The following is a 20,327-nucleotide window of genomic DNA, read 5'->3' on the forward strand; positions in this document are numbered from 1 at the left end:
AATTCAGGATTATGGCGCGTCGAAGTTCCCTCATTACGGAAAACACGTCCAATTTCATAAACTTTCTCAAGCCCACCTACAATGAGGCGTTTCAAATGGAGTTCGATTGCAATACGCATATATAGTTCCATATCGAGTGCATTGTGGTGCGTGATAAACGGACGTGCAGAAGCTCCCCCTGCAATCGCATGTAGCATTGGCGTTTCAACTTCAAGGAAACCTTGTCCATCTAAGTAACGACGCATCGACTGGATGATTCGGCTTCTTAGAATAAACGTCTCTTTACTGCCTTCCGTTGCAATCAAATCCAAATAACGCTGACGGTAACGTTGTTCAATATCCTTTAGACCATGGAACTTCTCAGGTAACGGACGTAGCGCTTTTGTAAGGAATGTGAATTCAGTCGCTTTAATAGAAAGTTCTCCAACTTTCGTTTTGAAGATTGTCCCTGTAATTCCGATAATATCTCCTAGGTCTGTACTATTGTAGAGTTTATAAGCATCTTCACCGATTGCATCTTGTCTTACGTAAATTTGAACCTGACCGCCAAGATCTTGCAGATTTGCAAATCCAGCTTTCCCTTTTCCACGCTTCGTCATGATACGACCTGCAATTGTTACTTCGTGAGGCGTTTCATCAAGATCTTCTTTCGAAATCTCTTCAAACCGCTCCCGGATTTCATTCGATAGGTGTGTACGTTCAAATCTTGAGCCAAATGGATCTAATCCACTTTCCCGTATATCTTCCATCTTCTGGCGTCTCACCAAAAGCTGGTCGTTCATTTCATCTAAGTGTGACATTTCTTTCACTCCTTCATCATTATCCGCTGCATTAGATAGCATGCATCTATTGTACACAATTTGTGCCGCCCGGACACGCTTTACTTATTCGCATTGTATGATTCATTTACAAAAAAGAGCCCCCACAATACGTGGCGGCCTGGATTATCCGACTCAAACAGCACTTACACTAACCGCCACTTGTTCGCGTTCCATCATTACATCGGCAAAGCCGTTCATTAGGTTAATTAAGTCAGCAGCTGTTTCCATTGTATTAATCATTCAATTCGCATCTTGAGGTGTTTCTACATTGCCGTTCCCGATTATAGGAATCGACACCGCTTCTTTCATTTGACGGATGATATCCCTGTTTGCTTTAGCATTTTCATTCGCCCTCTTGCAATAAATTATTGACCCCATTAACCTTCCTCCAAAGTATGACACCCGTGTCTACCATTGGATTGCCCATTAAAGGAGCAATTTCAAGAAGTGGAATAAGAACGAAGGCCCGCTCATGCATTCTTGGGTGCGGTACAACCAAGCTCTCTGTTTCAATACTGTCGTTATTATACAGCAAAATATCAAGGTCTGCAGTCCGCGGACCCCATCTTATATCACGAATCCGACCAAGCCCGTGTTCAATTTTTTGACAAACGCCCAGAAGTTCCTGCGCCGCCAAGTCCGTTTCCGCGCATACCACCATATTGAGAAAATCCGCTTGATCTGTAAAGCCGACGGGCGCTGTTTCGTAAATCGACGATACCGAAGTAACTGTTAGACCTTCGTGTGAATGAAGTGCCCGCACCGCCTCTGTCAGATGAAGTAACCTATCACCGATGTTCGAACCAATCGAGAGGTAAGCTACGTTCACTGGAAGTGCCCCCTTGTGATATCAACGGACACCGATGCATAATGACCTGGAATCGGCGGATCTGGTTTCACAAGCACGACACGAACACCAGTCACTTTATCCACAAATTCGGCTAATACAGCAGTTGCAATTTTTTCAGCAACCGTTTCAATCAATTTTACGGGTTCGCCTTCAACAATCGATTGACACACACTGTATACTTCCGCATAATTCACTGTTTTATCCAGATTATCCGTTTTTCCAGCCTCAGAAAGATTCGTAGCAAGAGAGACCGTCACACGGAAACGTTGGCCAAGCTTCGTTTCTTCAGGCAACGCCCCATGATAACCATAAAACTCTAATTCATTTAAATGAATATAATCCATAGCGCACCCTCCTATTATTCAAAATCTGTTTTCCCCGTCAGTACATCCATCATTTTCGCCATTCGCGCGATTTCCTTCACGTCATGAACCCGCATAATATGGCAGCCGTGTTCGATTCCATAACATACCGTTGCACCTGTACCTTCCAACCGTTCCTCGACCGGCAATCCAAGTACGTTGCCGATTAGCGACTTCCGCGAAGTTCCAAGAAGAACCGGGTAGCCCATTTCAGAAATTCGATCTAGTCCTTGCATCGTCCATATGTTTTGAATTGCATTTCGCGCGAAGCCGATGCCCGGATCGAGCCAGATATTATCGTGTGCTACACCAGCCGCAATCGCAATATCGACACTTTCTTCCAAGTCAGCGATAACTTCATCCATAAAGTTGCCCTCGTACTCTGCCTGCTCACGATTATGCATCAATATAATCGGCACACCGTGTTTTGCTGCAACGTCCGCGATGTAAGGTTCACGCTTCGCTCCCCATATATCATTTATTATCTGCGCTCCCGCAAGAATCGCTTCTTCCGCGACACCCGCCTTATATGTATCAATCGACACCGTACATCCAAGCTCTCTTGTCAAAGCCTTGATAACTGGAACCGTTCGTTCTAGCTCTTCTTCTAATGAAATCGGGATATGCCCAGGGCGCGTTGATTCCCCACCCACATCGATAATTTTTGCCCCGTCGCGAAGCATCTCTTCCGCGCGCTTAAGCGCCGCATCGATACGACCGTATTTTCCACCATCTGAAAACGAATCCGGTGTCACATTCAAAATACCCATAATAACCGTTTCTTTTTTGAAATCCATTTCCGTCTTACCAAACCGATATTTATCACGTGCACGAGCCAATTCCATCAACAGCAACCTTCTTCCATATCATCTATTGCCTGTATATAAAATGCATGTAGTTTTTTATAATAAGCGCCCATTGCCCCTGGTAGCGAGATTTCCTTAATCATAGATAGTGGCACAAGTTCCTGCACGGCATTCGTGACGAATAACTCGTCCGCTCCTTCTACATGTTCCTTACCGTAAAATCCTTCATTCACAGTAATTCCTGCAACTTTAGCGCATTCAATGATAAACGCACGTGTCGTCCCTGGCAGAATCCCTGTTTCGATAGCTGGAGTAAATAACGCACCGTCCTTCACCCAAAAAACATTTGACGTAATACCCTCCGCTACAAAACCTTCCTCTGTTACGAAAAGGCCTTCCAACTCTTTCAATGAAGGAAGCTCTAGCCGCCCCCGTACGTTATTAAGAAAGTTATGCGATTTGTGGCGCACAGTGCTCTCCGGTTTATCACGCAGAGTATCTAGCCAGACCGCCTTCTTTTCCGTACCACGAACAGTCGGAGCCAATTCTTTTCTGAATAAGATTACGTTCGGTGATGCGTATGAAGAGGGTGCAAGACCGATATCATGGACACCCGCAGAGACGTTCAACCGAAAATAGCCATCCTGTCCGCCATTTAACTGATCTAATTTACGCACAGCCGCAAGAATTTCGGTTTCATCATAAGGCATCGTAATGCGGTACTCTGTAAGTGCCGTATGCAACCTATCCATATGTTCATCATACAAGAGCACATTGCCGCCGTATGTCCTGAAGGTTTCAAAAAATCCAGCACCATATAGAAATCCATGATCGAACGGGGAGATTTTTAACTCCTCCGCACGCAGGAATTCACCATTCATCCAACACCACATACCGAATCCCCCAATCTCACTTTTCCGCCATCGCCTTTGCTTGCCAAAGCGCTTTTGCCTTATTCAACGATTCTATATACTCCGCTTCTGGTACTGAATCAGCGACAAGACCTGCGCCAGCCTGAATATGCGCAATACCATCCTTGATATATGCCGTTCGGATAACGATATTCAGTTCGAAATCACCGTTAAAGCCGAACCAACCAATAGATCCTGTATATAGCCCTCTGCGCGTCGGCTCAAGTTCTTCAATGATTTCCATCGTCCGGAGTTTTGGTGAGCCGGTAATTGACCCCCCCGGGAACACGCCTTTAACGATTTCTGCATTCGAAATACCTTCTGCCGCAGTTCCACGAACGTTCGATACAAGGTGCATAACGTGAGAATATTTCTCCACAACCATGAATTCATCCGTTTCCACCGTTTCCGGTGCACAAACCCGCTCAAAGTCTTCCCGTTCCAGATCTACGAGCATAATATGTTCGCCAGTCTCTTTTTCATTCGACAATAATTCCGCTTGAAGCGCAGCATCTTCGTTTTCATCTTTCCCTCTCGGCCGTGTTCCACCGATTGGTCGTGTACTTATTTCATCCCCACGCTTTTTCAATAACAGTTCCGGTGAACCAGATACGACAGCAAATTCCGGCGAACCCATTGAGGCCATATAAGGTGACGGATTGAATGAACGAAGTGCTTCATACATATCTAGCGGATGTGCTGACAACGGTTTTGATTGTCTCACTGAAAGATTAACTTGAGTAACATCTCCACTAGCAATATAAGTCTGCACGTCTCGGACCATTTGTTCAAACTGCGCTCCAGTTACAGATACAGCAAGATCATCTTCACCTAATACTACTTCCGCCGCTTTACTCGGCGTGAAGACTTGCTTGCTTAGTCCTTCCGAAACCGCAGTCATCCATTCAGCTTCCAACTCTGCTGGTTCCAATCCACAATTCGGAAGTGTCATGAAATAAGCCATTTCAGTCTTAACGTCAAGCACTACCCAGCGGTCAAATATATAAAAGAACAAATCAGGTGTATCGAGATCATCTATCGTATCGACTGGGATATTTTCATAAGTACGGACATAATCGTAACTGATGAATCCTGCCGCACCGCCTTGGAAGTCTGGCAGTTCAGGAATAGATTCCATTTCATGGGATTGAACAAAATCATTTAGCAATTCCAGCGGATTTCCTTCTCTTACTTCCTCCGTACCATCACGCCAGACAAGTTGTAATTTGTCGCCGTCCAATGTCCGTAACGTAACGAGCGGGTCAATTCCAGCCATGCATAGCGCACCGCCGCGTCCACTTTCAAGAAGGATATGACTTTCATGCTTGTGTGCCAACTCTTTATAAGCATAGAAGAGCTGTTCTTTCGTCATGGCTGATGTCATATAAGCGATCTTTTGTTTGTTCATCCCAGTTTCCTCCCGATAACAATTAGTATCTTCATCTTACCGCGTGAAAGCCGTTTTACGCTATAAAAAGAAAAGCAGATTATATCTTTTCATTTGAGGGGCGACCATATCCCACCACAGACCGATCATAACAAACAAATTTAAACAACAAAAAAGAAAGAGCATCTCAGCCCTTCCCCCTCCCACACTATTACTCTTCGTCAAATTGATATAGCGGAGTACTCAAATAGCGCTCACCGTTGGACGGAAGAATCGCAACGACTTTCTTCCCTTTACCAAGCTTCTTCGCCACTTGTAGAGCTGCAAAGATTGCCGCTCCGGATGAAACACCACCAAGAATACCTTCTTCGCGTGCTGCACGTCTTGCTGTGTCATACGCTTCGTCGTTCGTTACTTGGACGATTTCATCATAGATATCAGTATCGAGCACTTTTGGAATGAATCCAGCACCGATTCCTTGAATTTTATGTGGACCCGGCTTTCCACCTGATAGTACAGGCGAGTCCGTCGGTTCAACAGCAATGATACTTACTTCAGGAAAACGTTCTTTTAAGACGCTACCCACACCCGTAATCGTGCCACCCGTTCCAATTCCAGAAACGAACGCATCCACACGGTCTAGTGCATCTGCGATTTCAGGGCCTGTCGTTAAACGGTGAATTTCGGGATTTGCTTCATTGTTGAACTGTTGCGGCATGAACCAACCATTTTCCTTTGAAAGTTCTTCCGCTTTTCCGATAGCGCCTTTCATTCCTTCAGCACCCGGCGTTAACACAAGATCCGCGCCATAAGCACGAAGTAGATTGCGCCGCTCTGTACTCATCGTATCCGGCATAACCAAAACAGACTTATACCCTTTTGCCGCAGCAATCATCGCAAGGCCTATTCCCGTGTTACCACTTGTTGGTTCAATAATTGTACTGCCCTCTTTTAAATCTCCGGACTTTTCAGCCGCTTCGATCATCGCAAGCGCAATACGATCTTTTACACTAGATCCCGGATTCATATATTCTAGTTTCAAATAAACATCCGCATCATCTGCGCCTGTCATTCTGTTCATTTTAACAAGGGGTGTTTTCCCAACAAGATCCGCAATAGAGTTTCCAACTAGCGTCATTTATACCCTCTCCAATTCCTACTATTTTGATATGTCTTATAATATTAATATTACTACCATTATGTGAACATTGTCAACAATTGAATGCCCACTATATGTATTCTTTGCCCAATGCTTTCAGACTGAATCTAAAGAAGGCAACCCGGAGTCTAGACACTGATTTATGTAGAAAAAATTACACTTTCTTCCCTTTTAAGAAAAGCTGTCCGGAAATACCAATTTATATCGGTTTCCAAACAGCTTTCTATTATTTACCGTAAAACCATTTTGCGTCGAATTCTTTCCAAAACGCTTCCGGACTAACAGTTTGCGGAAGTTGCTCAAGTGCAATTTCACGCTTGATATGATCTTTTACTTCTTTAAATTTAAACGACTGCCCTTTCACCACTTCACTTACATGAGTAACCGCATATGTACCATCACTCAAAGCAATAACTCCACTCGTCATTCCTTCATTCGCATCGGCTACAGTCTCTACGATTGCCTTGTCTATTGAATCAGTCGAATCGTTGATATAGCCTATATCTCCACCCAGACTAGCCGAAGCCAAATCCGTCGATCGCTCTTTTGCGAGAACGTCAAAGCTTGAACCTTTTGAAAGCTCTTCAATTGTCTGCTCTGCATCAGCTTTCGTTGGAACAACAATAATAGCGGTTCTGTAAGCAGTTAAAATATTGTAAAGTGCAGTATTTTCATCATACTGTTTCTTTACCGCATTATCTTTAACAACGATATCTTTCGTTAATACCTTTTCAAGGATGAGGTTAGAACGGATTTTCTTCCGCATTCCTTCCTCATCTTGACCAGAATGAGAGCGACCGTCCACGGAACGAATAAGCGCAATTTCAAGATCAACTTCCTTTTCCGATACATCAATCCCGTATTGTTCTGCAGCTACCGCCATCACTTTTTCATTCACAAGGTCAAGAAGAGTTTCACGTCCAACTTCCTTTTCCATTGCCGACATCCATTGTTCTCTCGTAATAGGCTTACCAGCTACCGAAGCAACTTCTTCATCTGTCTGCTTAGGTTTGTCCGGTATAAGCCACCCAACAAGCCAGAAGATATTGAAGGCTAAAAGGATTCCAATTAACAGAATGAGCGGTTTCGTCTTCAGTTTTCGTTTCTGTAAACTTGTTGTCCCTTCAGGCTTCCGATTGTATTTCATCGATAAAACCTTCCAAAACTTCTTTCGGATACACGTATGTTTCCATACAGAAGTGACAATGTGCTTCCGCTTGTCCGTCCTCTTCAATCATGTCTCGAATTTCGCGCTCCCCAAGACCGATGATCGCATTTCCAAAACGTTCCCTCGAGCAATTACATGCGAATGAAACATCCATCCGGTCAAGAATTTCCACGTTCGCCGCACCCAGAACTTCACCAAGAATCTCCTCAGGAGTGAGGCCGCGGGCAATCAACGTTGAAATTGGTTCAACGTTGGCAATACGCTCTTCCAATACCACAATTGTTTCTTCCGTTGCGCCAGGCATAACTTGGACAATGAAGCCACCGGCAGCTTTCACTGTATTGTCCGGGTTAACCAGCACACCAAGACCCACTGCTGAAGGTACCTGCTCCGAAACGACAAAGTACTCCGTAAAATCTTCAGCGATCTCACCCGATACAATCGGAACTTGCCCCGTAAAGAAATCACGAAGCCCTAGATCTTTGACGACCGATAGCATACCGTCCGTTCCAACTGCACGCCTTACGTCAAGTTTACCCTGTTCATTTAAATCAAAATGCGTTTGCGGATTAGATGCATAACCCCGAACCTCGCCATGCGCGTTTGCATCAATGACCATCGAACCAATTGGTCCATTGCCATCCACCTTTATCGTCAGTTTATCATCACCCTTTGACATCGCACCCATCATGACTGCCGCTGTCATTGAACGTCCTAATGCTGCCGTTGCAGTTGGCCACATCAAATGACGACGTTGCACTTCTGATACTGTTTCGGTCGAGCGAGCTGCGTATGCCCGGATTGTCCCGTCGAACGCAAGCGCTCTTACTAAATAATCATTCATTTCTTATCTGCTCCTTTTACATGTTTCGTTCATAAATTAGATGAAGCCCTTTTAGCGTCAAGAAGTTGTCAACGACATCAATCACAGTCGTTTCACTTGCGATCAAACCAGCAAGCCCTCCCGTAGCGATGACGGTTGGTTCTTCCTTACTCTGCGCTTTCATGCGGGCAACAATACCATCAACTTGCCCAACATAACCGTAAACAATCCCAGCCTGCATAGCAGCTACCGTACTTTTCCCTACAACTTGATCCGGTTTTGCCAGTTCGATTCTTGGCAATTTAGATGCCCTGTCGAACAAAGCCTCCATGGAAATTCCGATACCTGGTGCAATTGCTCCACCCATGTATTCGCCTTTTTCATTCACATAACAATAGGTTGTTGCTGTTCCAAAATCAACGATGATCAGCGGACTTCCATATTCATGCACAGCCGCAACGGCATTGACAATCCGATCTGCACCAACTTCGCGTGGGTTTTCATACTTGATATTCAATCCAGTTTTGAGACCAGGGCCAACAATAAGCGGTTTTTGGTTGAAATACTTCCTGCACATCTGCTCCAGAGGAAACATGACTGGCGGGACTACTGATGAAATGATAATGCCGGTTACATCGTCAAAAGAGAGTCCAACGTGTAAAAATAAAGATTTCACTTGCATCGCATATTCATCTTCTGTCTTATGTCTATAAGTTTCCATGCGCCAATGATGTTTAAGCTGTCCCTGTTCATAGACACCAAGGACAATATTCGTATTTCCTGTATCTAGCACTAATAGCATAATGGTTTCCTCGCTAACTTCGTCATTTTCCAACACATCATACCACATATCCGGGTATAGAAAAAAGCTGACTGCTTCAAAAGAAACAGTCAGCTCTTATTAGGTGTTCAGTCTTTGCGTTCTTCGTTAATTGATTTAAGAGCTTCGTCCACTTTATACTCTTTCGGTAAATCACCGATCGCTGGGTCCGTAGGCGCTCCAGTTGCATCAGAAATGACTGTGTCATCTCCTTCTTTCGAAATATCCACACTCTTAACTGCTTCATCTTTATTGTCCAAGCCATAACGGCCATATGGGCGATCAGGCAATGTGCCGTGATCTTTCAGATGATTAATTTGCTCTGCATCGAGTGTTTCCACTTCAAGAAGTGTCGTTGCAATCAGATCAAGCAACTCGCGTTTACTCGAAAGAATTTCTTTCGTACGCGCATATTGTTCTTTAATGATACGTTGCATTTCTTGGTCGATTTCATACGCAATCGCTTCAGAATAGTTCTGTTCAGAGTTGAAGTCGCGTCCAAGGAATACTTGCCCTTGAGCCTGACCGAACTGCATTGGTCCAAGTTTATCACTCATTCCGTATTCAGTTACCATCGAACGAGCGAGACCAGTTGCACGCTGGAAGTCATTGTGAGCTCCAGTTGAAACTTCGCCAAGAACGATTTCCTCTGCAACACGACCACCGAGAAGTCCTGCGATTTTATCGAGAAGTTCAGGTTTCGTCATGAAGTAACGATCCTCTTTCGGAAGCATGACGGCATAACCGCCCGCCTGTCCGCGAGGGACGATTGTTACTTTATGAACGATTTCAGCGTCATCGAGCATTAGCCCTACAACTACGTGACCCGCTTCATGGAACGCCACAATATCGCGTTCTTTTTTCGAAATGACGCGACTCGTCTTCGCAGGTCCCGCAATAACACGGTCCGTCGCTTCGTCGATGTCTGACATATCGATTTTCGTTTTATCGCGTCTTGCAGCAACAAGTGCTGCCTCGTTCAATAAGTTTTCAAGATCTGCACCCGAGAATCCAGGTGTACGTTGTGCAAGTGCCTTCAAGTTGACAGTGTCGTCAAGCGGCTTGTTGCGCGCATGAACTTGAAGAACTGCTTCTCTTCCTTTTACATCCGGACGACCAACTGTAATCTGACGGTCAAAACGTCCTGGGCGCAGAAGTGCAGGGTCAAGAATATCAGGGCGGTTTGTTGCCGCAACAATGATAACCCCTTCGTTCTCACCGAAACCATCCATTTCAACAAGGAGTTGGTTCAATGTTTGTTCGCGTTCATCGTGTCCACCGCCGAGGCCTGCGCCACGTTGACGACCGACCGCATCGATTTCATCGATGAAAATAATACATGGTGCGTTCTTTTTAGCGTTTTCGAAAAGGTCACGTACACGTGATGCCCCAACTCCAACGAACATTTCAACGAAATCAGAACCTGAGATTGAGAAGAACGGTACACCCGCTTCACCTGCAACCGCACGCGCTAACAACGTTTTACCCGTACCAGGAGGTCCAACTAACAAGATCCCTCTCGGAATACGCGCGCCAACTTCAACGAATTTACGTGAATCTTTCAGGAAGTCAACAACTTCCACAAGTTCAGCTTTTTCTTCGTCAGCACCAGCAACATCCGTGAAACGAACTTTTTTGCGGTCGTCTGTATGAAGCTTCGCCTTACTCTTACCGAAGTTCATAACACGGCCACCGCCGCCTCCTCCGCCTTGCGCCTGATTTAACAGGAAGAAGAACAAGATGAAGATGATGATGAACGGTAGAAGACCCGTGAAGAAGGATACCCACGCGCTTGCAACAGGAGTCGGCAAGATGTCGATTTCCGTTTGAGTTTGCGTAGCAAGTGCACGGATATCTTCCTGCGTCTTGGTATCGTTCATAATATTCGTGACGAACTCTTCGCCTTCTTTATAGCCTTTCATTGTGCCCTTCACATTAAGGACAAGTTGAACTGGCTGTAAACTTACTGTTGTTACTTTTCCATCTTCCAACGCAGTAATAAATTCGTCATACCGAATCTCTTTCTGTTTCGGGTTTGTATTGTTTAGTGAACTAAATATCCCCATGATTGCAAGAAATATCAGTCCGTATAATAGAAAGTATCGAAGTATTCGATTCATCCCAAGCCTCCTCATTTCATTAGACAGAAAACTAGTGTAAATCTTATCACAGGTCTGATTCATCCTACAAAGGAAATGCCTTGACAGAAAAGCGCAAGCGCCTCTTATCATCAAAGTAGAATTTCGCGACCCTTAAAAGATTTTCCTGCAATTGTTTAGAAAGAATAGATTTCCTTTTTCAGAACACCAATATAAGGTAAGTTTCTGTATTTCTCCATATAATCAAGGCCGTAGCCTACAACAAACGCATCCGGTACGTCGAAACCAACGTAATCTGCTTTTAAGTCTACTTTTCGGCCAGTTGGCTTATCAAGGAGAGTAACAATTTTAATAGAATTCGCTTTTCGGTATTTCATCAGTTCGACAAGGTAACTTAATGTTTTCCCGCTATCGATAATATCTTCAATAATGAGTACATCGCGTCCTTCAACACTTGTGTTCAAGTCTTTGACGATTTTAACTTCCCCTGATGACACTGTTGCATTTCCGTAACTTGAAACATCCATGAAATCGAGTTCGATATAAGCATCGATACGCTTAATGAGGTCACTCATGAAAGGTAATCCACCTTTGAGCACACCAATCGCTAGTACATACTTGTCTTGGTATTCTTCTGTCAATACCGCACCAAGTTCACGGATTTTCTCTTGAATCTGTTCTTCTGTAATTAGTACCTCTTCGATATCTTTCCCCAACATCGAAATTCCTCCTCTTTCATACAGATCATTATAACTTTCTTGTACTAACTATGTACTTACTTTGATCTGTCTTGTGTCGTGAAAATATCACTCCGTACCGCACTCCTGGAACTGCACAAATTTCACCTTGCGCTGTAATGATTACCGGCAATCGGTCGCGTTCTGTCATGCCAACCTTTTCGTCGATAAACAACCTGGATAAACGTTTCGGGTGTGTCATCCCCGACAACAAGATTCGATCCCCATCCTCTCTTCTCCTGATAGACAAGGGAAGTGCAGAGTGAGGCAAGTCAAAATACATGATGTCATCAGTATCCATGAATAACTCCGTATCGAGATTACTCACTTCATTCCAATAAAGCTGAAAATCATTTCCCCAACGGGTCCAAACGCCTTTCGGCAACACTTTTTGCAACTCCACTTCTTCAATTGATGTATCACGAACGAACGTCAGCACGCCGTATTCCCGAATGAATCGGTAACCGCGTGGAAGGTGAATGGATACATTCCCGTCTTGCGAAGATAGATGGTGTAACAGTTGACTTATAAGCGCGGAATTATATTTTACGGGCATAATTTCCCCATTGTAAAGATACCTCAATAGTAGTGTAATTATCCGCCTTTGTAAAGTTTGGTGCATGCGGGAAAAAGCATTTCCGTCGACGACAGGCAGGCCCGCTTCTGTGAACTTAGTAATTTCATCAAAACGTTCCTGCGCCAGCATTTCAAGCAATTCTTCATCTTCCTGTAGATAACCAGACATTCTCACTGCATTTTCAGCAGCTCCCGGGTTTTCATCCAGAATAAACGGAACGATTTTGTGACGGTAACGATTACGCAGATAGGCATCACTTTCATTACTTGGATCTTCTCGAAAATGTAATTCATGCTCTCCAACATATGAATAGAGGTTCGCTTTCATAGCCGGAAGGAAAGGTCGAATAAGAATTCCACCTTCAACTTCACGCTTCACCGACATCCCCAATGGCTGACTGCCTTTCGTTACTTGCATCAAGACCGTTTCCAACTGATCTTCTGCGTGATGTGCCGTTGCTAAAACATCATAACCGTGCTTTGTCATGATCTCCTCGAAAAATGCATACCGTCCATTTCGGCAGACAGCTTGCACATTGCCACCGTCTTTCTCGATAATAGCCGGAACCGGGACACTTCCGCCAAAAAAAGGAATCCCATACACTTCACACAGCCTTGCCACAAATGTGCCGTCTGCCGCGGACTCTTCTCCGCGCAAATTATGATCGACGTGAATTGCGGCAACTTCAATCTCCATGCTTTCTTGATTTGAAGCCATGAAATGTAAAAGCGCTACCGAATCTACTCCACCCGAACAGGCGATTAAAATACGGTCCCCCGGAGCGATGAGTGACCATTCCTTGATAAAACGGAATATCGTCTGTTTAAATTTATCCATTGCTCCGCTCCCTCCTCTTTTCTAATTTATTCTTACTCGAATTTTACCATAGAATATCTAAAGGAGGGGACTCACTTACTTACATATTCATCCGATGACCCTTTCCCGGGAAATAGTTTGTGAATAGGGTGTGAAACTTGACCACTTCGGCAGAACATGATCGATTTTCATAACTAACACAGTACGATCGTCTCCAATCACACCAAACTTCCGCTCCATTTCATGCATAATACGGTCTGCAATTTTGTCACATTCGAATCCTCCATATTTTTCAAGCGTACTGTACAACGACCTCTCTTGCTTCTCAAGCGGGATATCCCCATTAAAAATCCCGTCCGTTAACATAAGTATAATGTCTCCTGACTTCAACTCTTCTTTTTTTGCCTCCACAGAAAAGGATGGAAGAAAACCGACAGGGACCGATTTGCTATCCAGTCTTAAAAAGTCGTCACCGCGTTTAATATATGTGCTCATCGATCCTGCCTTCCAAGACCAAATGCGACCATCTTGCAAATCTACGAGGGCCAGATCAAGCGTGGCGTACATATCATCAAGCCCATTCAAAGACATCATATAATGTAACGTATGCATGGCTGTTTCAGGATCCATTTTCCGGTCCAAACATTCTCGCATCAAACGAATTACCTTTCGACTCTCACGATATGCATTTAAATCCTGGCCCATTCCATCCGACAACAAAACCGCCGTCAACCCTTCATGAATTGGGAACACTTCATATGCATCACCGGCGTGAAATGTTTCGCCGCCTGCTGTTGCCGCGATACCATAATCAAGGGTAAAACGAACTGCCGAACCAAACGTTAGTTGTATATGTGGAAAAGGGTCCTGTAAAACGGCAGATTTGGCGACCCGGAACGGCTCATCGTACATTTCTTCAAGAATCGGCAGTATAAATCTTTCCGCAACTGTCGTATCCGTTTCAAAATCAGATCTTTTCTCAGGAATACAGCAGATGATGCGACGCGCACCCCTCTCTCCTGGTAAAACATCAATCTGGAAGTACTCAATACCTTTCTCTTGGAGCCGTTTTGCCAAATCTTCCTCGGCAGGCTTATAAACAGTCAAATCTTCTTTTACTTCATTCATTATTTTGTCCAGATGGGTGCTCATATCACGCAACTGGAGGGCAAGCATTTTTCTTCCATGCTGAAGTTGTCCCGTCAATAAACGACTGGCAGCTTGTTCCTCAAGTTCCGTAACTAATCCATTGAATCGGACGCACTTATATTTAATCTTTTCCTCAACACGATGACGCTTAGCTTTTTTCGTCATAGAATAGGTCATTTCCCACTCACTAAGAAGCCCGCCCATATCATTATCTGCACCTTCCCAGCACTTGGCATAACGGAAACAAGACTGGCAAGTTTTTGGAATAACCTGCTGAGGTAATACATCTGCATTATCGTGGGGGGAAGATCGGTCGCCAACAAGCGTCGACATAAATTCAGAGAACTTTTTGAAATCAGCTAGTTGATCATCGAGCCGCTCTGCTAACCATTTTTGTTGTTTGTCAGTAGTCTCTGTATTCTCTGGATAAAAAATGCGTTTAATCGACTCTAGTTTTTTCGAAGGGATTAGTAAAAAAATAATCGTCGCGGTTGCGAGTGTTATAAAGTGTGAAGTATCAAGAGGCAAGGTCAGATCATACATAAGGAAAAATCCCGATACAGAGGCCCCTCCTAACACGATGCCAATTTTCCCGAAACGGCGGAGTGTGCCTGCAAAAAATCCGGTCATACCATACACCGCCATCATTCCAGTGAAGGACAATTCTGCTACCCCCACAATAGCAGCGATGATCATTGCGATTGTTGTTGAAAATGGAAGCCCTCCCACAAGCGCCGCAAGCAAAATTGTCAGATGAATGAGTGTACCTGAAACCGAAACAGGACCTAGCATAAGTCCACTCATTCCAGTTGTAGCCAGTGCACCGACAAGGCAAGCCGCTCCAAGTCGTTCAGGTGTCCATTTACCAAAGAAGATTCGATCTGCGGCAGGAAAAGCAACAAAGAGGAAAAAAGTCATGAACAAAGCAAGAACTGCTTCAAAGCCAATATATAATTGAACATTTACTGGTGGTTGCCCGATATGCATAATGAACTGCCACAACACTTGAACAATGATAATGCATCCTGCTACTGTTAGCGGTACTGATTTTCGCATGAGCGGATATTTAATAACCGCATTAAATAACGCGAGCATCAATAGATGGATAACAGCCTGTCCAAGACCAAGGAATGCACTTCCAAACATCCCACCAATGAACACCCATATGAGATGCTTTCTGAAGCGAGCCCGTGCAAGTGCCCACACCGGCAAGAAAAAAGGAACCGCTGCATCGAATAATACGGCTTGCGACAAGAAAAAAGATCCAAACAAGAATAGAGTCGCAACTAAAATATCCATTTTTCGTTTTCCAATCATCTCGACATACATACCAATTGGATGGCCCACTGGACGTGCTAAATGATCAATTAGTTTCATTCCTCATTCCCCCTATGTCTGCTATGCCTTGAGTATACATAGGCAGGTGGAAAGAAATTGTCTGTTCATGACAACAAGAAAACAAAATGTTTCGACTCATTCCGAACTGTTTTTTCTTTTTTCCTAAGACGGGTTGACACTGCATTGATTCACTTGTATTATAAGTATTGTTGTTCTGATCAAGCGGAAACAAGTGCTAACTAGAATATACGAAGGCGGCGTAGCTCAGCTGGCTAGAGCGTACGGTTCATACCCGTGAGGTCGGGGGTTCGATCCCCTCTGCCGCCATTTATGAAATGCAGATACAACCGTCCAGGAGTTGGACAATAAATCACTAAAAAAGCAGTTCCTACATCGTGAATTCACGATGTAGGAACTGCCTTTTTTTGCAATGAAAAAATGCGCGATTGTTTGGGGAGCTGTGACGGTTTATGTGATTTCCCGTGATAGTTTCGTCATTTACCATGACAGTTCAGACGATTGCCGTCACAGTTTCACCATTTACCATGACAATTCGCGATTGCCATCACAATTTCGCCATTTGCCATGACAATTCAGACAAATGCCGTTACAGTTTCACCGTTTGCCATGACAATTCGCGATTGCCATCACAGTTTCGCCATTTGACATGACAGTTCAGACGATTGCCATAACAATTCACGAACGCCATTACAGTTTCACCATTTACCATGACAGTTCACGATTTCCGTTACAGTTTCACCATTTAACATTACAATTCTCCGCACAAAAAAGCAGCGAACAAGGGTCATTCCCTTTGTTCACTACTTTTCTTCATACTATTCGTACACTTTTTCATGAATTGAAACAGCTAGCAAGTTACCCTCTGCTTGCGCCACGGCCACCGCGTTTCGATTCTGTCGCTCTTTTCAAAGTAGAGAGACGCTCTTCGCTATCTTTCATGAACTTTGCCATTTTTTGTTCAAAGTTCTCTGGGCGATCCATAGCAGGACGGCCACCACCTTGACGCGGACGTTGCGGGCGCTGAGGACGTTCTGGACGCTGTTCAGATTCAGGTTTCGCTTTTCTAATCGACAACCCAATTTTACCATCTGCACCGACGTTCATCACTTTCACTTCAACCATGTCACCGACTTTAAAATGATCGTTGATGTCCTTGACATAATTGTCCGCCACTTCACTGATATGGACCAGGCCTGTTGAGCCATTCGGTAGCTCAACAAACGCCCCGAAGTTTGTGATTCCTGTTACTTTACCCTCTAGCTTGCTGCCTACTTCAATTGACATAAAAAAAATGCTCCTCCTTAAAATTTAAGCGGGCCCCGCGCTGGGAGCCTTGCAACCGTATTAATGAGCCCTGCAAATTGCAGGATCCTTACTTCCATTATAGCCAATAAAAAAAGAGTGTCAATAAGACTACTCTTTTCCTTTGTCTTGTTCATCTGTTTTTTTATTGTTTTCGGGTATTGAAAAAATGATTTCGCTCTTTTCAGACAAGAAATATTCCTTGCGTGCAAGCTTTGCGATATAGTCATCATCATTCAATTTCATAAGTTGTCTTTTTAGCATTTCTTGTTCTTCCTGTACCCCTTCAAGCTGGGCCAGCACCTCGACTTTTTGCAACTCTTTCGCTGCCAACGTCTGTTTCTGGTTGATGAACATATTCGTCAGACCACCTAGAATAACGGCTGCCACAATAGCAAACACAGCCAGTCTACGGTATAAACGGACTTTCCGCGCATTCTTCCTAGTCTCTTTCTTTTGAAGTGAGCGGACATATTCAGTTTGAATCGATGCGACCCTTTCGGACGATTTCCTCTGCTGTTTCTGTTCCACGTCCTGCACTTCCCCTCTTCACACACTACAATTTGTTAGTCCATAAATTATATATCATTTCACCCTTCTTTTAAAGAGTTTTCCGGAAATGATACGGAATATTTTAACAAATGGTGTAAAGAGGACTGCAAAGACTTTCACTATAAAACGAATGACTAGACTGATAATAGATACAATCAGACGCACGAGGAACAAGAGCGGCCTTATTAACAACACCAACAAGATCCTCCCGAAAAACCGGAACGGCTTATAAAAAATAGTTACGTATAGCAACATCCCACTAATCTGTGCAACTGGATCATATATCCGCCACGCCCCATCCCTGACGAGATAAAGGATGTAAAACGTCCAACATCCGACGAGTACCCATCCAATGACTTCGAGCCAAACCGCACGCTTTCGAATAATCGATTTCTTCCCGGCGTGCGCGGTACTTGTTCCAATCATGTCCATGAATGCCCCAGCAACAATGCCCGTCCCAATCATAGCAAGCAGGCTAAGAAATTGAACGGATAGACTCATCCAAACAATTTATGGAGGAAACCTTTTGAACCTGATTCTTCTTCATCGTATTGAATAGTGCCGACCGTTCCTTCTAGCGTTAGAAGCCCTTTATCGACATCGAGATGAACAATGCGCAGTTCCTCTCCCCGGATTTGCAATAATCCTTGCGATGTTCGAACGAGAAATTCTTCCTGATCGAAGCGGTCGATTGATTTTACAGACGTGAGATCCATCCGTTTTCTGTTGCGCATAGTGACGACATGGTCTCCTGATGGAATTGCGTACGTAGGACTATCAGTTTGAAATTGCATTATATGCTTCCCCCTTTGCTTGTACGTTCACAGCTATCTTATGCTAGGACATAAAAAAACATGACAGGAAAATTCCCTGTCATGTTGTTCAGTCTTCATCATCCATGAATTCCGGTTCCACTTTTTCAAGCTTCTCTTCCTTCAAAATCGTGTACATTGAGGCTGCATCGTCTTTTTTCGTCGTCTCTTTCAGCATGTTAATTTTAACCGTTACAATCTTCTGACCGAAACGGATCGCCAATTCATCGCTTTCTTTTACAACCGATGACGCTTTTGCCACTTTTTCATTTATTGTTATACGCCCTTGATCAGCTACTTGTTTTGCGAGTGTCCGTCTTTTAATTAGTCGAGATACTTTCAGGAATTTATCAAGTCTCATCATTATCTTCCCCTTTTTTTGCTAGTTTCCAAAACTCTTCAAGTTCATCAAGTGTATAGTCAGTAAACTTGCCTTGTCCATCTTTCACACTCTTTTCGACAAATGAAAACCGTCTGTTGAACTTTTGATTTGCATGGACCATTGCTTCTTCTGGAGATAACTTGAGGAAGCGTGAAATGTTAACGATTGTGAACAGAACGTCACCTAGCTCGTCCATTTGACTGTATTTCGTACCACTCTCTAGTTCTTTACGGAACTCCAGCCATTCTTCATCAAATTTTTCTAAAGCACCGTCAATCGTTGGCCAATCAAACCCAACCTTTGCCGCCTCTTTTTGATAATTAAGTGACGTTAAAAGTGATGAAGAAGGACGTTCTTGACCTTCCAAGAGTGAGTCGGCTTGCGGTTTTTCCTGTTGCTTGATTTCTTGCCAATTTTGCAGAACTTCTTCTGAATTTACCACGCTTTTATCTCCAAAAACATGAGGGTGGCGACGAATCATTTTCGATCCTACCGATTGAAGCACGTCTTCCATGGCAAAATAACCGTCGTCTTCGCCAATTTGAGCATGAAGGAATACTTGTAACAGTACATCACCAAGCTCTTCAATCACTGCGTCGTCATCTTCACTATCAATCGCCTCAAGCAGTTCGTGTGCTTCTTCAAGCAAATACCGCTTCAACGATGCATGCGTCTGTTCACGATCCCATGGGCACCCGCCCGGAGCGCGCAGTGCAGCGATGATTTCCCTGAACGTCGACCAATCTTTCAATCGCGCTTCTCTTTCAACTACAGGCGGTACATAAACGGTAGTCAAATTATTAATTTCAGTGACACGGTCCAGTTCAAATAGTGGAACTGTAATCAATTGCTCGCCCGTAGAACCTGCCGCCGTTACAACCGTCACTGGATGGTCGTAGGCGTATTTCTCCATTAATGACAGTTTCACTTCAGATGCCACGAACGCATCGTACACTTGTCCAATTAAAATATGTTGCTTCATCTGGACATCATCGCGTTTCATATCCGTACCATCGAGTAGTTGAAACCCTTCAATCGGATCGATGCGCAACGCTGCAAAAATCGGGTCAAGAAAACTATTCCCCCCCGCAATTTCCATTTGGATTAAACCTTCGCGTTCTTTCTCGACTAATAATTGGACTGTCCGTTCCGCAACAAGCGGATGTCCTGGTACTACATAGGTCACTGGTTGTTGTACACACATAATGAGCAGCTGTTCTACAATTTCATCATATACATGCTCGAACGAGTCGTGTTTTTCATAAATTTCATCGAAGCTCATCAGAACAATGCCCTCCGCTCTTAATTCAGCGACAGCAGGGTGCTGATCCGTACGCGCGACAATATATTTCGCTTCTTTCAACTTTCGATATGTCCCTAGCGCCAATTGGTCAAGGTCACCCGCGCCGAGACCAATAATTGTTAACTGATGCAT

20 protein-coding genes, 1 tRNA gene and 1 pseudogene (1 of these 22 running past the window's edge) are annotated in these 20,327 nt (G+C 44.1%); 1 reads left to right on the plus strand and 21 read right to left on the minus strand.

Translation table 11 applies throughout. The features are described from left to right. From lysS to H7992_RS23910, 15 genes and pseudogenes are all read right to left on the minus strand, one after another. Window positions 1-800, minus strand: partial view of a lysine--tRNA ligase gene (gene lysS, locus H7992_RS23840; protein ID WP_067213712.1) — the 5' portion only. 691 nt of this gene lie to the left of the window's left edge; the window shows 800 of its 1,491 coding nt (coding positions 1-800); the start codon lies at window positions 798-800; the stop codon falls past the left edge of the window. A gap of 267 nt (window positions 801-1,067) precedes the next feature. Then, a pseudogene (locus H7992_RS23845) lies at window positions 1,068-1,157 on the minus strand (tRNA-dihydrouridine synthase); the annotation flags it as partial. A gap of 7 nt (window positions 1,158-1,164) precedes the next feature. Further along, window positions 1,165-1,650: a 2-amino-4-hydroxy-6-hydroxymethyldihydropteridine diphosphokinase gene (gene folK / locus H7992_RS23850; protein WP_067213713.1), complete on the minus strand. Its 486-nt coding sequence runs from the start codon at window positions 1,648-1,650 to the stop codon at window positions 1,165-1,167. Next, window positions 1,647-2,015 carry a dihydroneopterin aldolase gene (gene folB / locus H7992_RS23855; RefSeq protein WP_067213714.1) on the minus strand — a complete coding sequence of 123 codons (369 nt, stop codon included), beginning with the start codon at window positions 2,013-2,015 and terminating at the stop codon, window positions 1,647-1,649. Before folB ends, folK begins: the two co-directional genes overlap by 4 nt. A 14-nt stretch (window positions 2,016-2,029) precedes the next feature. After that, window positions 2,030-2,878 (minus strand): dihydropteroate synthase, encoded by an 849-nt coding sequence (folP, locus tag H7992_RS23860; protein ID WP_067213715.1) that lies wholly within the window; start codon window positions 2,876-2,878, stop codon window positions 2,030-2,032. Beyond that, window positions 2,878-3,732: an aminodeoxychorismate lyase gene (gene pabC / locus H7992_RS23865; RefSeq protein ID WP_187046243.1), complete on the minus strand. Its 855-nt coding sequence runs from the start codon at window positions 3,730-3,732 to the stop codon at window positions 2,878-2,880. Before pabC ends, folP begins: the two co-directional genes overlap by 1 nt. A gap of 16 nt (window positions 3,733-3,748) precedes the next feature. Then, window positions 3,749-5,158 carry an anthranilate synthase component I family protein gene (locus tag H7992_RS23870; RefSeq protein WP_187046244.1) on the minus strand — a complete coding sequence of 470 codons (1,410 nt, stop codon included), beginning with the start codon at window positions 5,156-5,158 and terminating at the stop codon, window positions 3,749-3,751. A gap of 190 nt (window positions 5,159-5,348) precedes the next feature. Beyond that, entirely contained in the window at window positions 5,349-6,275 is a 927-nt protein-coding gene (cysK, locus tag H7992_RS23875; RefSeq protein WP_067213718.1) for a cysteine synthase A, read from the minus strand. Between the two features lie 247 nt (window positions 6,276-6,522). Beyond that, window positions 6,523-7,443, minus strand: coding sequence for a peptidyl-prolyl cis-trans isomerase (locus tag H7992_RS23880; protein WP_187046245.1), 921 nt, complete (start codon window positions 7,441-7,443; stop codon window positions 6,523-6,525). Continuing rightward, window positions 7,421-8,308, minus strand: a complete 888-nt coding sequence (gene hslO / locus H7992_RS23885; RefSeq protein WP_187046246.1) for an Hsp33 family molecular chaperone HslO — start codon at window positions 8,306-8,308, stop codon at window positions 7,421-7,423. The genes H7992_RS23880 and hslO overlap by 23 nt, the downstream gene beginning before the upstream one ends. A 16-nt stretch (window positions 8,309-8,324) precedes the next feature. Then, window positions 8,325-9,089: a type III pantothenate kinase gene (locus H7992_RS23890; RefSeq protein ID WP_187046247.1), complete on the minus strand. Its 765-nt coding sequence runs from the start codon at window positions 9,087-9,089 to the stop codon at window positions 8,325-8,327. Between the two features lie 107 nt (window positions 9,090-9,196). Further along, window positions 9,197-11,227, minus strand: coding sequence for an ATP-dependent zinc metalloprotease FtsH (gene ftsH / locus H7992_RS23895; RefSeq protein ID WP_187046248.1), 2,031 nt, complete (start codon window positions 11,225-11,227; stop codon window positions 9,197-9,199). Window positions 11,228-11,382: 155 nt separating this feature from the next. Continuing rightward, a complete protein-coding gene (hpt, locus tag H7992_RS23900) occupies window positions 11,383-11,925 on the minus strand; it encodes a hypoxanthine phosphoribosyltransferase (protein WP_067213722.1) in 543 nt (180 codons plus the stop codon). Window positions 11,926-11,953: 28 nt separating this feature from the next. Next, the gene (gene tilS, locus H7992_RS23905; protein ID WP_187046249.1) at window positions 11,954-13,357 is read right to left on the minus strand and encodes a tRNA lysidine(34) synthetase TilS; all 1,404 of its coding nucleotides are present in this window, start codon (window positions 13,355-13,357) and stop codon (window positions 11,954-11,956) included. Between the two features lie 87 nt (window positions 13,358-13,444). Then, window positions 13,445-15,862 carry a SpoIIE family protein phosphatase gene (locus tag H7992_RS23910; RefSeq protein WP_187046250.1) on the minus strand — a complete coding sequence of 806 codons (2,418 nt, stop codon included), beginning with the start codon at window positions 15,860-15,862 and terminating at the stop codon, window positions 13,445-13,447. Between the two features lie 214 nt (window positions 15,863-16,076). Here H7992_RS23910 and H7992_RS23915 point away from each other — a divergent pair. Beyond that, window positions 16,077-16,150 (plus strand) — tRNA-Met (locus H7992_RS23915). A gap of 549 nt (window positions 16,151-16,699) precedes the next feature. Here the strand turns inward: H7992_RS23915 and H7992_RS23920 are convergent. From H7992_RS23920 to mazG, 6 genes are all read right to left on the minus strand, one after another. After that, window positions 16,700-17,128, minus strand: a complete 429-nt coding sequence (locus H7992_RS23920) for a S1 domain-containing RNA-binding protein (protein ID WP_067213725.1) — start codon at window positions 17,126-17,128, stop codon at window positions 16,700-16,702. 129 nt (window positions 17,129-17,257) lie between these two features. After that, on the minus strand, window positions 17,258-17,677 hold the full coding sequence (locus H7992_RS23925; RefSeq protein ID WP_187046251.1) for an FtsB family cell division protein: 420 nt from the start codon (window positions 17,675-17,677) through the stop codon (window positions 17,258-17,260). Between the two features lie 54 nt (window positions 17,678-17,731). Then, window positions 17,732-18,199: a spore cortex biosynthesis protein YabQ gene (gene yabQ, locus H7992_RS23930; RefSeq protein ID WP_067213727.1), complete on the minus strand. Its 468-nt coding sequence runs from the start codon at window positions 18,197-18,199 to the stop codon at window positions 17,732-17,734. Next, complete coding sequence (gene yabP / locus H7992_RS23935; protein WP_067213728.1) at window positions 18,196-18,492, minus strand: sporulation protein YabP; 297 nt, start codon at window positions 18,490-18,492, stop codon at window positions 18,196-18,198. Before yabP ends, yabQ begins: the two co-directional genes overlap by 4 nt. Window positions 18,493-18,580: 88 nt before the next feature. Continuing rightward, entirely contained in the window at window positions 18,581-18,871 is a 291-nt protein-coding gene (locus H7992_RS23940; RefSeq protein ID WP_187048032.1) for an RNA-binding S4 domain-containing protein, read from the minus strand. After that, complete coding sequence (gene mazG, locus H7992_RS23945; protein WP_187046252.1) at window positions 18,861-20,327, minus strand: bifunctional methyltransferase/pyrophosphohydrolase YabN; 1,467 nt, start codon at window positions 20,325-20,327, stop codon at window positions 18,861-18,863. The genes H7992_RS23940 and mazG overlap by 11 nt, the downstream gene beginning before the upstream one ends.

This window comes from Sporosarcina sp. resist, assembly GCF_014302295.1.
Classification (GTDB): domain Bacteria; phylum Bacillota; class Bacilli; order Bacillales_A; family Planococcaceae; genus Sporosarcina; species Sporosarcina psychrophila.